Source organism: Marinovum algicola (genome assembly GCF_900109145.1).
Taxonomy (GTDB): domain Bacteria; phylum Pseudomonadota; class Alphaproteobacteria; order Rhodobacterales; family Rhodobacteraceae; genus Marinovum; species Marinovum algicola.
On sequence record NZ_FNYY01000029.1, the window covers coordinates 1 to 14,448 of the forward strand.

9 protein-coding genes are annotated in these 14,448 nt (G+C 68.4%); 4 read left to right on the forward strand and 5 right to left on the reverse strand.

The features are described from left to right. Positions 1–257 precede the first annotated feature (257 nt). Both BMW90_RS23460 and BMW90_RS23465 read right to left on the reverse strand, forming a co-directional pair. A complete protein-coding gene (locus BMW90_RS23460; protein WP_074839860.1) occupies positions 258–1,301 on the reverse strand; it encodes a ParB N-terminal domain-containing protein in 1,044 nt (347 codons plus the stop codon). 55 nt (positions 1,302–1,356) lie between these two features. Then, positions 1,357–2,745: an AAA family ATPase gene (locus BMW90_RS23465; protein WP_048536046.1), complete on the reverse strand. Its 1,389-nt coding sequence runs from the start codon at positions 2,743–2,745 to the stop codon at positions 1,357–1,359. 396 nt (positions 2,746–3,141) lie between these two features. On the opposite strand from BMW90_RS23465, the gene BMW90_RS23470 reads away from it, so the two are divergent. Next, entirely contained in the window at positions 3,142–4,167 is a 1,026-nt protein-coding gene (locus BMW90_RS23470) for a replication initiator protein A (RefSeq protein WP_074839863.1), read from the forward strand. Between the two features lie 30 nt (positions 4,168–4,197). Here BMW90_RS23470 and BMW90_RS23475 read toward each other — a convergent pair whose 3' ends face one another. The 3 genes from BMW90_RS23475 to BMW90_RS23485 all read right to left on the reverse strand — a co-directional run bounded on the left by BMW90_RS23475 (position 4,198) and on the right by BMW90_RS23485 (position 8,846). After that, on the reverse strand, positions 4,198–6,708 hold the full coding sequence (locus tag BMW90_RS23475) for a calcium-binding protein (RefSeq protein WP_074839866.1): 2,511 nt from the start codon (positions 6,706–6,708) through the stop codon (positions 4,198–4,200). A gap of 147 nt (positions 6,709–6,855) precedes the next feature. Further along, a complete protein-coding gene (locus BMW90_RS23480; RefSeq protein WP_048536095.1) occupies positions 6,856–7,521 on the reverse strand; it encodes an ABC transporter ATP-binding protein in 666 nt (221 codons plus the stop codon). A gap of 5 nt (positions 7,522–7,526) precedes the next feature. Next, positions 7,527–8,846, reverse strand: coding sequence for a KpsE/RkpR family capsule polysaccharide export protein (locus BMW90_RS23485; protein ID WP_083416183.1), 1,320 nt, complete (start codon positions 8,844–8,846; stop codon positions 7,527–7,529). Positions 8,847–8,913: 67 nt separating this feature from the next. On the opposite strand from BMW90_RS23485, the gene BMW90_RS23490 reads away from it, so the two are divergent. The 3 genes from BMW90_RS23490 (at position 8,914) to BMW90_RS23500 (ending at position 14,384) form a co-directional block, all read left to right on the forward strand. Next, entirely contained in the window at positions 8,914–9,738 is an 825-nt protein-coding gene (locus tag BMW90_RS23490) for an ABC transporter permease (RefSeq protein ID WP_083416184.1), read from the forward strand. 135 nt (positions 9,739–9,873) lie between these two features. Continuing rightward, positions 9,874–11,694 carry a glutamine--fructose-6-phosphate transaminase (isomerizing) gene (gene glmS / locus BMW90_RS23495; protein ID WP_074839871.1) on the forward strand — a complete coding sequence of 607 codons (1,821 nt, stop codon included), beginning with the start codon at positions 9,874–9,876 and terminating at the stop codon, positions 11,692–11,694. 101 nt (positions 11,695–11,795) lie between these two features. Next, positions 11,796–14,384: a glycosyltransferase gene (locus tag BMW90_RS23500; protein WP_074839873.1), complete on the forward strand. Its 2,589-nt coding sequence runs from the start codon at positions 11,796–11,798 to the stop codon at positions 14,382–14,384. Positions 14,385–14,448: the final 64 nt, after the last annotated feature.

A 14,448-nucleotide genomic window follows, 5' to 3' on the forward strand; every position in this document is an offset into this window, starting at 1 on the left:
GGATGCGGGGCCGGCAGGGCAAGCCCGGCCAGCCGCTCTCCGATGGTGGAGATCGCAACCGTGACCGAGAGATCGACCGGGGCGTCAGCGGAAAGGTCTGCGATCACGGGCTCATCTGGTCGGTTGCTTCATCCTGCGGTGCAGATAGCGGCAAGGGAAGGGGGAGGTCAATGCGCAGCGCCGCGCGCGGGAAAGAGCGGCGACCAGGTGTTTCGCGCGCGAAACAAATCATGATAACAAGTTGAAAACAAACAATATCACTCTTTCCACTCTTTCAGCCACTGCTGCAAGGCGCTGCGAAACGCCGCCGAGACACCGGGGCCGGAGAGCCGCAGCTCCTGCGCCTCGGGCTGCCAGTCCATGGAGATCGGCCCGGCGGCGGCCCCGGTCGCGCGCGGCCGTTCGGCCGGCGCCGGGCGGGGGGTGCCCTCGGCCGGGGTCGCCGCCCCGGCGCCGGTCCCGGCGCGCAGGGCGCGTTTCAGCACCACCTGCTCGGCCTCGGCATCGGCGGGACCGGCGGCTTTCAACGCGCGCGCGAGGGCCTTGGCAAAGCCGCGATCCTCGCCCAGCCGCCGCGCCAGATCGAGGCCCAGCCGCTCGCCGATCGCCATCGGAAAGGCCAGCGCCCCGTCGAGATGGCGCACCAGGGCGACAAAGGACCGGATCTTGGATTTCTTGGCCCGGCTGGCCGCGGCATAAAGCGCATCCAGCGCCGCCCGATCGTGCGGGAAGACGCCTTCCTCCACCGCCCGCACCGCGATGCGCGCGCGCTCGTAATGGCTGAGCCCGACGCGGACCTCGTTCTCCTCGACCATGGCGAGATAGGCCTCCGAAGCCTCGCCCGGCCGGGTCACCCGCGCCAGCACCGCGGCAAAGCGCGCCTCGCCGGTCTCCTCATGCAGCTGGCGCAGCGCGGTCAGCCGGCGCCAGCCCGAGATCAGCCCGTAGCGGCCGCCGGCGCGACCGGCGCCGAGATCGACCACCTCGATCGCCGTCTGCTGGCCGCGGGCGCGCAGGCTGGCGGTCAGCGCCGCCTGTTCCTCGTCGGAAACGCCGATCCGGTCGCGTACCAGATAGGCGGCATCCACCGCCGCAAGCGGCAGGCTTTCGAGAAAGCGGCCATCGGCGCGGGCCCGGGCCATTTCCTCCGACAGCGTCTCGAGCGCCGCCGAGGAGGCGGTCTCGCCGGCGACCTGGGCGATCGGCGGGGTCGAGAGCGGACCGGGGGCGGCGCTGGGGGCCGGGGCGGCGGCCTCGAGGTAATCGGCGCGCGGCGGGGTCAGGCGTTTGCGACGGGCCATCAGCGGATCTCCGGCAGACAGGGACAGGACAGACGGGGAGAGGGCAGGGCGGGCGTCATGCGGCGCTCTCTTCGCGGGCGGCCTGTTCCTCGCGCCGCCAGATGCCCAGCAGCAGCTGCTTGAAGGCGGCATAGGTGGCGTCGAAGGTCTCGCGGCCGCGGGCATAGGTCTCGCGGTTGAAATCGCGGTAATCGGCCTCGTAGATGCCGTTGACCTGTTCCCCGGCCTGGCCGATCAGGGCGGTGAAATTCTGCCGGTGCGGCGACAGCACCCGACCGAGATAGGCCTGCATCAGCCCGGCAAGCTCGGCCTGCTGGCTGTCGTCGTAGCGGGTGATGACGGCGCGCACCGCATCCCATTCGAAATGCAGCTCCTCGCGGCCCAGCGCCCGGGCGGCGATATTCTCGCTCTGCTCGATCGAGGTGAAGGTGGAATGCAGCATGTCGAAGAACCGCCCCGTGGAATCGAACTCCAGGAAAGAGGCGCCCAGCGGCACCAGCAGGATGTCAGAGGCGGCCAGCCCGTTGATCGTCAGATAGCCCAGCGCCGGCGGGGTATCGAGGAAGACCAGATCGTAATCGTCGAGGATGCCATCCTCCTCCAGGGTCTCGGTCAGCGCATCCCAGAGCTTCCAGCTGCGGCCCTGCATCCGCCAGACCGGGATCTGGAACTCGGCCCAGTAGAGGTTGAGCTGGGCACCGATCAGGTCGATGTTGGGCCAATGGGTCTTCTGCACCAGGTCGGGGGCCTTGATCTCCAGCGCCTCGCCCAGGGTGTCGTCGAGCGGCACCGGCGCCTCGCCCCGGTCCATCCGGCCCTGGTTGGTGGCGCGCAGGTGGCGGGCGTAGTGGCGCGCCAGCAGCGGGAAGACGGTCTGCCATTCATCCTCGACCTTGCCGTTGAAGATCGAGGTCATCGAGCCCTGGCTGTCGAGGTCGATCACCAGCACCTTGTAGCCGTCGAGCGCCGCCGACATCGCCAGATGCGCCGCCGTCGAGGTCTTGCCGACGCCGCCCTTGAAGTTGGCCACCGCCACCAGCTTGGCCGGCAGCCCCTCGGGGCGATAGGGGCGATAGTCGCGGCCCTTGGCGCCCTCTTCGGCGAAATGCGCCCTGAGCCGCAGCACCTCGTCGAGGGTGAACCATTTGGCGCCGCCCTCGGTCTCGGAGCGGCCCTGCGGCAGGGCGGGGTTCTGCCGCAGCACGCGGCGGAAATGCGCCTGCGCCACCGGGATCAGGTAACGGGTGATCTCCCAGGTGGAAAACAGCCGCAGTCGGCGTTCACCGCTCTCGCCCATCCCGCGCGAGGCGAGATCGGCGCGACCGCGCGCACAGGCCTCCGACATCGACTTGAATTCCGCGGTCGACATCGGCGCGCCAAGCTCGGCCAGGGCGGCATCGGGGTCGATGTTGAAATAGGGAGGCCGCTGGTCGGATTTGTTCATTGTGCCGCTCGAATTTCGCTATGTGCTGCGTTTTCTCCAGTGTACGCAAAAAGGCAATACATTCAAATGGAGATCGCACATTGAGCCAGGTTTTCGGGGAAGAGCCGGTTTCGCCCGGGGGCGGGAGAAAAAAATTCCAGTTAGGAATCTGTTATATCTTTAGTTACAGGCTCGGGGCCTTTCGGCAAAGCCCCTGAAAACAAGGGGCTTTGAGGTGTTGCCGGAAGCCTGGGTGACTCTGATCCCACGATCGGGCGATTCCGAACCCCCAAAGCGCCGATTCCGATCCCACGTTGCCGCGATCCCCGGCGCTGGACGGGGGCTGTGGATAACCCTAGGGTGAGCGTTAATGAAAACACGATTCCCGAACAGCCGGGAACGGGCAGAGAGACGGGTATGACGGCGGCAACTGGCGGTAGCGGGGCAGGGGGGCTTTTGCCCGAACGCCACCCCACGGGGGATTTCTTTGTCTGCGATATCTTCGACGCCCTGCCCAAGGGCGACCTGGCGACGATGGAACACCCGGTGTTCTCGCTCTCGACCCGGCCGGACCGGCGCATCCTGTCCTATCTGCACAATGGCGCCGAGATCACCGTCACGCCTTCGGTGCGCGGTCTGGCGACGATCCATGACAAGGACATCCTGATCTATTGCATCAGCCAGCTGGTGGCGGCGCTCAACGCCGGGCGCACGGTGGCGCGGCAGCTGACGCTCCGGGCGCATGACCTGCTGGTCGCCACCAACCGCGAGACCAGCGGCGATGGCTACAAGCGGCTGCGCGATGCCTTCGAGCGGCTGGCCGGCACCCGCATCACCACCAATATCGAGACCGGCGGCCGCGAGGTGACCGCGGGCTTCGGGCTGATCGAGAGCTGGCAGATCGAGCGCCGGTCGAAGGGCGGTCGCATGGTCAGCGTGCAGGTGGTGCTGAGCGACTGGCTCTACCGGGCGGTGCTGGCGAAATCGGTGCTGACGCTCAGCCGCGACTACTTTCGTCTGCGCAAGCCGCTGGAGCGGCGGATCTACGAGCTGGCGCGCAAGCATTGCGGCCGCCAGCCGGGCTGGACCGTCTCGGTCGACACGCTGTTGAAGAAATCCGGCTCGGCCAGCCCGCGCCGGGTGTTCCGCAAGATGCTGCGCGACATGATCGCCGCCGATCACCTGCCGGATTACCGGATGGAGGAATGCGAGGGCGATCTGATCCGCTTTGCCCCGCGCGCTGCGGTGATCGAGAGCCCCGGTCGCGGCCCGGTGCTGAGCCCGCAGGTGATCGAGCAGGCCCGCGCCCTGGCGCCGGGGCAGGACGTCTATCAACTCGAGGCCGAATGGCGCGCCTATTGGCAGCGCTCGGGCCGGCCGCAGCTGCGCCGGCCGGGGGCGGCCTTTCTGGGCTTCCTGCGCCGGCGGCTGGCGCAGGACTAGCACCGCCTGTCGCACCCGGGCGCCGGGGGCTCACACCAGGGCGATGTTGTCCTCCAGCGCGGTGATGTCGGTCAGCCCTTCGAGAAACAGCACCTCGCCGGTGCCGAAATCGATCTCGATACCGCCATTGACCACGGTGGCATGGGCCTCGAGCAGCGCCTCGGCATCCCGGGCCCCGGTCAGCCGGGTGTTAAAGCGCAGCATGTCCTGGAAATCCTCGAAATCGGTGATCGTGTCATTGCCGAAGCCCTCGGCAAAAACGAAGGTGTCGCTCAGGGTGCCGCCGCGCAGCTCGTCGTCGCCGGCGCCGCCATCGATCCGGTCGACCCCCTGGTTGCCATAGAGACTGTCATTGCCGGCGCCACCGGTGAGCCAGTCGTCGCCCGATGCCCCCGAGAGCCAGTCGTCGCCGTTGCCACCGATCAGCGTGTCGGCGCCGATATTGCCGTAGAGGCTGTCATTGCCGATCCCGCCCTCGAGCGAATCCCAGCCGTAGCCGCCGGAGAGGAAATCATCGCCGTCGCCGCCGAACAGCTGGTCGCGGCCGTCGCTGCCATAAAGCGTGTCCTGCCCGGCATTGCCGTAAAGCGTGTCCCAGCCGGTGCGGCCGATCAGGAAATCGTCGCCGCCCCCGCCATGCGCCGCATCGGCGCCATTGCCGGGGCTGATCCAGTCGTTGCCGGTGCCGCCATACAGCAGATCGACGCCGGTGTTGCCGTAAAGCGTGTCATGACCGCCATTGCCATGCAGGGTGTCGGCGCCGGTGCCGCCCAGCATCGAGTCATTGCCGGCGCCGCCGTTCAGCAGGTCGGTCGAGCTTTCGCCATTGACGGTGTCGTTGCCATCCTCGCCATGCAGCACATCCGCGCCGGTGCCGCCGAGCAGCAGATCGTTGCCGTCCGCGCCATGCAGGGTGTCATGCGCCGCCGCCCCCTCGATCCGGTCATGACCCGGGCCGCCGTCAAGCGCATCGTTGCCGGCCAAGCCCTCGAGGGTGTCATTGCCTTCCATGCCCGCGATGGTGTCGTTCCCGGCGCTGCCGGTCAGCCGGTCGTTGCCGGAAGTGCCGATCCGGGGCCCGTCGAGACCACCCCCACCGCCGCCACCTCCGCCGCCGCCGGTGTTGCCGCCGCCCGAGCCTGCCCCGGCGGGCAGGCCCAGCATGTCGGTGTCGAGGAAATCTTCCGGCGCCAGCGCGGCGCCATTGGCTGTTTGCAGGATCAGGGTCTCGCCATTGAAGCGGATCTCGGCGCCATCGCTGCGGCTGGTGATCTCGAGCTGGCCCAGCGAATGGAGCCGCCCCCAGGCCGAGAGATCGACCCGGTCGGTGCCGGGGGTGAAATCGGTGATCCGGTCGGGGACGCCATCGGCGGCCAGCACGAAGACATCCGCCCCCGCCCCGCCGGTCAGCACATCCGCGCCGCCGCCATCAAAGAGCACGTCCTCGCCGCTGCCGCCGGTCAGGGTCTCGTTGCCGGTGCTGCCGATCTCGACCCCGCCGGCGGGGTCGAAGGCGACGGTGAGATGGGTGAGGCCCCGCTCGCTTTCGGAGGTGGCGAAGACATGCAGCACATTGCCCAGGGCGACCAGCTCCAGCGCCGAGACATTCATCAGCGTGCTGTCCGGCCCGTCGGCGATGGTGTCGAGATGCACGAGCTGGCCCGAGGGCAGGATCAGGAACAGGCTCAGCCCGTCGTCGGCGCCGCCGGCGACCAGGTAATGCCGGCCGGCCACCTCGGCGGTCTCCAGCACCGTCACCCCGCCAAAGCGGGTGGCGAGCGTGTCGAGCAGGTGGCTGCGCGGATCGAGCGTGCCATTGGCCGAGACCGCGAAGACCGACAGCGAGCCGCTGCCCGCCGCGCCGAGGATCACCAGCGTGGTGCCGTCGACCTCGGCCACCCTCAGCGCGCTGGGGTTGTGGACGCCCAGGCCCTCGGCCGCGCCGAGGCTGTCGGTGGCGGTGAGCTGGCCGCTGGCCGAGACCCGGTAGAGCGTCAGCCCCGACTCCGCCCCGCCCGAGGCCACCGCCACAAAGGTGGTGCCGCCGATCTCGAGCCCGGCCAGCGCGGTGGGCGCCCCGGCATAGGTGCCGGTGGTGTCGCCGCGGGCATGGACCTGGACGAGCTGGCCGGCGCTGCCCGGCGCCAGGGTATAAAGCGTGCCCACCCCCGGCAGGGCGGCGACATAGACCCGGCCACCGGCCAGGTCGAGCGGCAGCAGGGTCGGCGCCATCCCCGGCAGGGCGGAATTGCCGGCATAGACCATCTGGCCGATGCCGGGCACGAGCCGGTCCAGGGTCTCTTCGCGCACCGCCCAGCTCTGGCCTGCGGCGCTCCAGCCCACCAGCGCGGTATCGACCGGGCTGGCGCCTGCGGTCGAGAGCCCGCCGCCGCCCAGCTCGAAGCGGGCGAGGCTCTGCCCGCCCTGGCTTTCGACCAGCAATGTCGTGGCGCCGCCCGCTTGCGTCACCCAGAGGCCGGGCGCCCGCGCGTCCTGCAATATATTGGTGCCCAGCACCCCTTCGACAGCAAACTCCGCCATCTCTCACACCTTTCCCGCTACCCGGGACCAGGCATGCCCGCAGACCCCGGAGGGGCGCGGGCGAAAGCATGGCGAAAGGGGGGAGAGCGGGGCCGATTTTAGGAAAATGCGGCCGGGATGCGGTGGGGTCCGGCGATGTCCGCAGGGCTACTTGCGGGCCTTCTTCATGTTCTGCCCATGCACGGCGATGGCCTCTTCGAGGTCTTCATAGAAGGTCAGCTCGCCCTCCTCGAGCACCGCGCCGTAATCGCAGAGATTGCGGATCTCGGCGATCGAATGGGTCACCACCAGGGCCGAGGAGGTGGCCATGCGGTCCTTGAAGACCATGGCGCTCTTGGCCCGGAACGAGGCGTCGCCCACCGAGGTCACCTCGTCCACCAGATAGGTGTCGAACTTGATCCCCATCGAAATGCCGAAGGCCAGCCGCGAGCGCATGCCCGAGGAATAGGAGCGCACCGGCATGTGGTAATGGCCGCCGAGCTCGGCGAAATCGCCGACGAAATCCAGGAGCGCCTCGGTGTCGACGCCATAGATCCGGGCGATGAAGCGCACGTTCTGCGCGCCGGTCAGCTCGCGGTGGAAGGTGCCGGCAAAGCCCACCGGAAAGGAGATCTCGCCATCGGTGAGGATCTCGCCGCCATCGGGCGGAAAATTGCCGGCGATCATCTGCAACAGGGTGGATTTTCCGGCGCCGTTGCGGCCCATCAGCCCCACCGCCTTGCCGGTGGGAAACACCGCGTTGATGCCGCGGGCCACGTATTTGCGGCCCCGGCGGGCGGGAAAGCTCTTGGTCAGGTTGCGCAGCTCGATCATCGCGCTCAGCGGCGGTCCCGCAGGCTGTAATAGACCAGCACCAGAATGCACCAGCTGCCGAAGAGCACCATCGCCACCAGCCCGAGGATCAGCTCGCGGCGGGGGTATTCGGCGCTTTCGGCCAGGGTCGGGCGGACAAAGGCGGCGAGGTAGCGGCTCTGGCGCTGGGCATTGGCCTGGGCGGCGTCGAAATTCGACAGCGCCGAGGTGTACTTGTTCTCGGCAAATTCGCGCTCGACGGTGAGCCGCTCGAATTCCGCCACCACCTCGGCGTAATCGCCGGTCTCCTCCTGGCTGCCGCCGCTGCCGAACTTCAGCCGCTCCTCGCGGATGCGTTCGCGGATCGCGGCGATCCGGCGCTCGGCCTGGACGACGCGGGGGTCGTCCTCGCGGGCGGTCTCGCGCAGCAGGTCGTAATCGATCAGCTCGCGGCCCAGCATCTGCTGCAACGAACCCAAAAGCCCCATCTGCACCTGGATGTCGGCGTCGGGGTTGACGATCTGGTTGCGCGAGCGGAAGGCGGTGAGCGCCTGGCGCGCGGCGCTGAGCTGGTCGAGCGCGGCATTGAGCTCTTCGCGGGCATAGCGCATCGCATCCTCGCGGGCGATCGCCGAGAGCGCGTTGATCATCTCGCTGCTGGCGGCGAAAATCTCCTCGGCGATGCGCTTGGCGCTGTCGGCGTCGAAACTGAGCACCTGCACCTCGATCAGACCGGTGCCCGGGGCATAGGAGATCCGCACCATCCGGCGCCAGTAGTCCAGCAGTTCCTCGATCGAGGCCTCCGGCACCAGCGCAAAGACCGGATCGCTGGCGAAGGGCGCGGAATAGAGATCGCGCAGGCCGAGCCGGTCGTCGATCTTGCGCACCAGTTCATGCGACTGGATGAATTCGAACAGCACGTCGCTGTCGGAGGAACTGGCGGAAGAGAGATTGGAGAGCCCGCCCAGCAGATCCACCGCCGAGGGCGCCTCTTCGCGGCGCACGGTGAAGGCCACCGAGGAGGCATATTGATCCTGCGCCTGGGTCCAGAGGTAATAGGCCGCCACCCCCAGCGGGGCCAGCACCAGGATCAGGAAGGAGAACAGGATGCCCCAGTGCCGTCGCTGGCGCCGCGCCGGCGGGGCCGGCGGCCGCGGCTTGGGCAGCAGTTGCGCGGCCGGCTTGGCGGCGGATTTGGCCGGTTTGGGCGCCGGTTTTGCAGCGGGCTTGGGCGCCGGTTTCGCATCGGATTTGGCGGCGGGTTTCGCCTCCGGTTTCGGTGCGGTCTCGGCGGGGTCCGACACGTTGTCCCGTGCCCTCTGATCCTGGGGTGATTGATCATTCATCACGGCTGTGTTCCAAAGGCACAGGTCAAATTTCGCTTGTCTATAGGGCAGATGGGGACATGCTGCAATGAAAGCCTCGACGGACACCGGGTTTCCGCCGCCGCAGCGCCCGCTGGCGCCACCGCGCAGCAGCGGCCGGATGGGGCGTGTGGTCGGGGCGCTGATCCTGCGCGAGATGTCCACCACCTATGGCCGCTCTCCGGGCGGCTATATCTGGGCCGTGCTCGAGCCGGTGGCGGGCATCGCCATGCTGGCGGCGGGGCTGTCGCTGCTGTTCAAGGCGCCCTCGCTGGGGACGAATTTCCTGCTGTTCTATGCCGGCGGGCTGTTGCCGCTGCGGTTCTTCCAGAACCTGTCGCAATCGGTGGGGCTGGCGATCCAGTTCAACCGCCCGCTGATGGCCTATCCGCGGGTGACCTATGTCGACACCATCCTGGCGCGGGCGATCCTGGCGGTGCTGACCCAGACCATGGTGGTGCTGATCATCTTCGGCGGCATCTTTTTCACCCAGGACATCCGCGAGACCATCGACCTGGCGCCGATGCTCCAGGGCTTCCTGCTCTGCACCCTGCTCGGGGTGGGGCTGGGCACCTTCAACTGCTTCATGTTCCTGCGCTTCGCCATGTGGAAGACCGCTTGGGGGATCGTGACGCGGCCGCTGCTGCTGATCTCGGGGGTGTTCTACATCTACGAGGATCTGCCGCGCATCGCCCAGGATATCCTGTGGTACAACCCGCTGATCCATATCACCGGCATCGTGCGCTCGGGGGTCTATTCGACCTATGATCCGACCTATGTCTCGCCGGTCTACGTCACGCTGGTCGGGCTTATCCCGATGATCTTCGGCACCCTGCTGCTCTGGCGGTACGGGCGGGAAATCCTTCAGCGCTGACCGGCAGATCCGCAAGCGCGCGCCGGGCAGGGGGCCGCGGCGGGCAGGGGGAAATAGAGATTGCCTTTCAGGCGCGGGTTTGCGATTTCCCGAGCGGTCCCCGGGCCGCTTATTGATTGATTGAGGAATTGAAACATGTGCGGAATTGTCGGCGTCCTGGGAAATCACCAGGCCTCTCCCATCCTGATCGAGGGCCTGAAGCGGCTGGAATACCGCGGCTATGACAGCGCCGGCATCGCCACGGTGAACGGGGGCCACCTCGAGCGCCGCCGCGCGCTCGGCAAGCTGGTCAACCTTTCGGATGCGCTGGTGCATGATCCGCTGGCCGGCACCGCCGGCATCGGCCACACCCGCTGGGCCACCCATGGCGCCGCCAATACCACCAATGCCCATCCGCATCAGCGCGGCCGGGTGGCGGTGGTGCACAACGGCATCATCGAGAATTACCGCGCGCTGCGCGCCCGGCTCGAGGCGCATCGGATCACCTCGGAAACCGAGACCGACACCGAGACCGTGGCCATGCTCTGCGACTGGCACCTGGGCCAGGGGCTGGCGCCGGTCGAGGCCGCCCGAGCGACCATTTCCGAACTCGAGGGCGCCTATGCTTTGTGCTTCCTGTTCCAGGGCGAGGACGATCTGATCGTCGCCGCCCGCAAGGGCAGCCCGCTGGCCATCGGTTGGGGCGAGGGCGAGATGTTCGTCGGCTCCGACGCGCTGGCGCTGGCGCCGATGACCAGCGAGATCACCTATCTCGAAGAGGGCGACCTGGCCATTGTCAGCCGCGCCGGGGCCGAGTTCCGCGATGCCGATCACCAGCCGGTCACCCGGGCGCGCAAGACCGTCGATCTCGAGGTGACCACCACCGACAAGGCCGGCCACCGGCATTACATGTCGAAGGAGATCGCCGAACAGCCCGGCGTTCTGGCCAATGCGCTGAAATATTACACCGCCGACCGCGAAGGCCGCCACCTGATCGAGGCGGGGGTGGATTTCACCGCCTATGACCGCATCGTCATGGTCGCCTGCGGCACCGCCTCGCTGGCCTGTTTCGTGTCGAAATACTGGTTCGAGCAGATTGCCCGGATCCCCGTCGAGATCGACATTGCCTCGGAGTTCCGCTACCGCGAGCCGCCGCTCAACACCCGCACGCTGGTGCTCTTTGTCAGCCAGTCGGGCGAGACCGCCGACACCCTGGCCGCGCTGCGCTATTGCACCGGCAAGGCGGGTCTGATCCTGTCGATCGTCAATGCGATGGAAAGCTCGATCGCGCGGGAAAGCGATCTCGCTCTGCCGATCCTCGCCGGGCCCGAGATCGGCGTCGCCTCGACCAAGGCCTTCACCTGCCAGCTCGCGGTGCTGGCGGCGCTGGCGCTACAGGCCGCGCGCCAGCGCGGCGCCGTCGATGCCGCCGCGGCGCAGGCGCTGACCGACCAGTTGCAGCAGGTCCCCGGCCAGGTCACCCAGGCGCTGGCCATCGCGCCGCAGGTGCGCGCCGTCAGCGCCCGGCTGGCGCGGTATGACGATGTGCTCTTCCTCGGTCGCGGCGCGCTGTATCCGCTGGCGCTGGAAGGCGCGCTCAAGCTCAAGGAGATCTCCTATATCCACGCCGAGGGCTATGCCTCGGGCGAGCTCAAGCACGGGCCGATCGCGCTGATCGACGAGGAGATGCCGGTGGTGGTGCTGGCGCCGCATGACGCGATGTTCGACAAGACCGTGTCGAACATGCAGGAGGTCATGGCGCGCGGCGGCAAGATCGTGATGATCTCGGATGCCCGGGGCGCGGCCCGGGGCGGCGCCGGGGTCTGGCAGCAGATCGAGATGCCGGCCGTCGACGGGCCGTTCGCCGCCATCGTCTATGCGGTGCCGGTGCAGCAGCTGGCCTATCACACCGCGCTGGAACGCGGCACCGATGTCGACCAGCCGCGCAACCTGGCGAAATCGGTCACCGTGGAATAGGGCCCGCCACGCCGCCGCCCTCCGGTATCGACCTGCCGTTCCGGCCTCGCTAAGCTGCGCCGGGCGCCCCGGGAAACCGGACCGACAGGCAGGAGGCCCTGATGACACCGCCGGAGATGACAGAAACCCTCAAGCGCGCCGAGGCGCGGTTCCGCGCCGGCGCGCGGGCCGAGGCGGTGGCGCTGGTGCAGGCGGCGGTGACGCGGCAGGCGCCCGAGCGGATCGTGCTCTTTGCGCGCAAGGCCGATGCGCTGCTTACCCGCCATGGCGAACGTCGTGCGGCGCTGGCCTGTGTCAGTGCCGCCTGCCGGGCCTGCCCGGGGCGGCAGGATCTCGACCTGTTGCGCGTGGCGGGGCTGCTGCGGCTGGGCCGGACGCCGGAGGCCGCCGCGGCGCTCTCGGGCCTCTTCGCGCCTTCCGACAAAGCCGCCCCCGCCGCCTATTGGCGCTATCTGGCGCAGGTTTCCCTGGCCCGTGGCGAGATGGCGCGCGCCTCTGACATCTTGGCCCGGGCGCGGGCGCTGGGCCATGACGACGCGGTGCTGCGCGGGCTCGGGATCCGGGCGCTGATGGCCGAGGATCCGCCAGAGGCGCTGGCCCAGGCCAGGCAGGCGCAGGCGGCGTTTCCTGACCACGCCGGCCTCACCCTGCAGCTGATCCGGGCAGAGCGCGCGGCGCTGGGTCCGGCGGCGGCGCGCGCGCTGGCCGAACAGGCGCTCGAGCGCTTTCCCGAAGGGGTCACCTTTCACCTCGAACTGGCCGACATCCTGCGCAGCCTCGGCGCGCCTCTCGCCGCCCGGGAGCGGCTCGAGTTGGCGGCGCGCTGCGATCCGCGCTCGCCGCTGCCGGCGGTGCAGATGGCGCTGCTGCATCTGGCCGAGGGCGACCCCCGGGCGGCGCTGGCGGCGGCGGAACAGGCCGAAACCCTGGGCCGCGACCTGCCCCGGGTCGAGCTGACCCTTGCCACCTGTCTCGAGGCTGCGGGCCAGCCCGAGGCGGCGCTGGCCCGGCGCGAAGCGTTGTTCGACCGCGGCCAGGCCGGGCCCTCGGGGATCCGCGACCTGATCAAGGCGCATCTCGCCCGCGGCGATCTTGCCGCCGTTTCGCGCTATCTCGCGGCCGGTCAGGAGATGTTCCCGGGCCATCCGGTGCTGGTCGAGCAGATGCTGCGCAACAGCGGGCTGACCGAAGAGGATTTCCCCGCCGGCCAGCTGACGGACTGGCTGGCGGGCTGCCTGCCCGCCCCCCGGCTGCGGCGGCTCCGGGCCGAGATGCGGCTGACTGCCTTCGACTTTGCCGGCGCTCTGACCGAACTGCGGCGCATCCCGGTGGCGGAGCGCGATGTCCAATATGCCGTGCTGGCGGCCAAGGCGCTGCTCTTTTCCAACCGCTTGAGCGTGGCGATGCGCTATCTGCGGATGAGCCTGTCTGTCTGGCCCTCCGATATGCGGCTTGCTGCGCTGGTGGTCGCCACCTTCACCAAGGCCGGGCAGGAGCGCGCCGGGCTGGCGCTGTTGCAGCAGGCGGCGCAGCGCAGACCTGAGGGCGCAACTTCCCTGGCCCGCCATCGGATCAAGCTCCATGCCTCTTTGGGCGAGTTCGACGCGGCCCTGGCCGCCTTCCGCATCGCTCTCGGGTGCGAGGCTGCCCGAATGCGGCCAGAAACCCATGCGCTCTTGCGGGAATTGGCGGCGCAGGGGCACGGCGAGATAGTGGCGACGGTGCTGCGTGAAGCCCGCGCAGCCGGGGTCTGGGATGATCCGCATCTGCACAAGACCCTGTTGGGCCAGAACATGACCGAACTCACCATCGCGCTTTTCGATTTCGAAAAGGGCCCGCTCCGCCCCCTGCCGCCCGGTGATACCGCGGGGCATATAACGTTGGTCCAGGCCGAGCCGGACTCGAACATTGCCGCAATGCGTTTCTTGAAACACTGGCAGGCACATTTGCAGGCCGTTCCGGACGCCCTCCCGGCCCGCCCCCGGATCCCCCGGTGTATTTTCCAGTACTGGAACACCCTCGAACCGCCGGAGGCGCTGGTCGGGATGATCGAAAGCTGGCGGGCCGTGCCGGGCTGGCAGCATCGGCTCTTCGACCGTCGCGCGGCGCTGGCCTATCTGCATGACACCTACGGGACAGATTGGGCACGGGCCTTTTCGCTGGCCAGCAATCCGGCTGAGGAATCCGATTTCCTGCGGCTCTGCCTGCTGGCCCGGGAAGGCGGTGTCTATGCCGATGCCGACGATGTCCTGGTCGGGTCGCTGGAAACCCTGGTTGATCGCGGCGCCGGATTCGTGGCGCTTCTGGAGCCGGGCCGATCGATCATCGGCAACAATTTTCTCGCTGCCACCCCAGGACACCTGATTGCCGAACTGGCGGCGAAAACCGCCCGGGAGGCGCTTCTGGCACGTGCAAACGAAACCACCTGGTCCAAGACCGGCCCCAGCATGCTGGGGCGGGCCACGGCGCGCTGTCTGGCGCACTGGGCCAAAACCGGCACTCCGGCGGATGTCGCCTTTCTGGGGTTCGAGGATATCTTCGGACAGCTCGCCATTCACAACAGGGTGCCGCACAAGCGCCAGGCTGGCGACTGGCGACAAGGCGCATATTCGCGCAAAAGCGTCCCCTTTGCCCGGGTTCTGCAAGAGCAGCTCCTCCGGCAGTCAGCTGGGAGCGATTTCGCGGCCTGATCGGACCAACCGATCGGGCGGTAACAAAACCTTGAGCCCGGCGCGCGGCTTTGCCAAGGAAGGG

Coding starts and splice junctions, on each gene's coding strand:
- BMW90_RS23460 (WP_074839860.1), bottom strand. CDS start 1,301: ATGGCCCGTCGCAAACGCCTGACCCCGCCGCGCGCCGATTACCTCGAG.
- BMW90_RS23465 (WP_048536046.1), bottom strand. CDS start 2,745: ATGAACAAATCCGACCAGCGGCCTCCCTATTTCAACATCGACCCCGAT.
- BMW90_RS23470 (WP_074839863.1), top strand. CDS start 3,142: ATGACGGCGGCAACTGGCGGTAGCGGGGCAGGGGGGCTTTTGCCCGAA.
- BMW90_RS23475 (WP_074839866.1), bottom strand. CDS start 6,708: ATGGCGGAGTTTGCTGTCGAAGGGGTGCTGGGCACCAATATATTGCAG.
- BMW90_RS23480 (WP_048536095.1), bottom strand. CDS start 7,521: ATGATCGAGCTGCGCAACCTGACCAAGAGCTTTCCCGCCCGCCGGGGC.
- BMW90_RS23485 (WP_083416183.1), bottom strand. CDS start 8,846: ATGAATGATCAATCACCCCAGGATCAGAGGGCACGGGACAACGTGTCG.
- BMW90_RS23490 (WP_083416184.1), top strand. CDS start 8,914: ATGAAAGCCTCGACGGACACCGGGTTTCCGCCGCCGCAGCGCCCGCTG.
- glmS (WP_074839871.1), top strand. CDS start 9,874: ATGTGCGGAATTGTCGGCGTCCTGGGAAATCACCAGGCCTCTCCCATC.
- BMW90_RS23500 (WP_074839873.1), top strand. CDS start 11,796: ATGACACCGCCGGAGATGACAGAAACCCTCAAGCGCGCCGAGGCGCGG.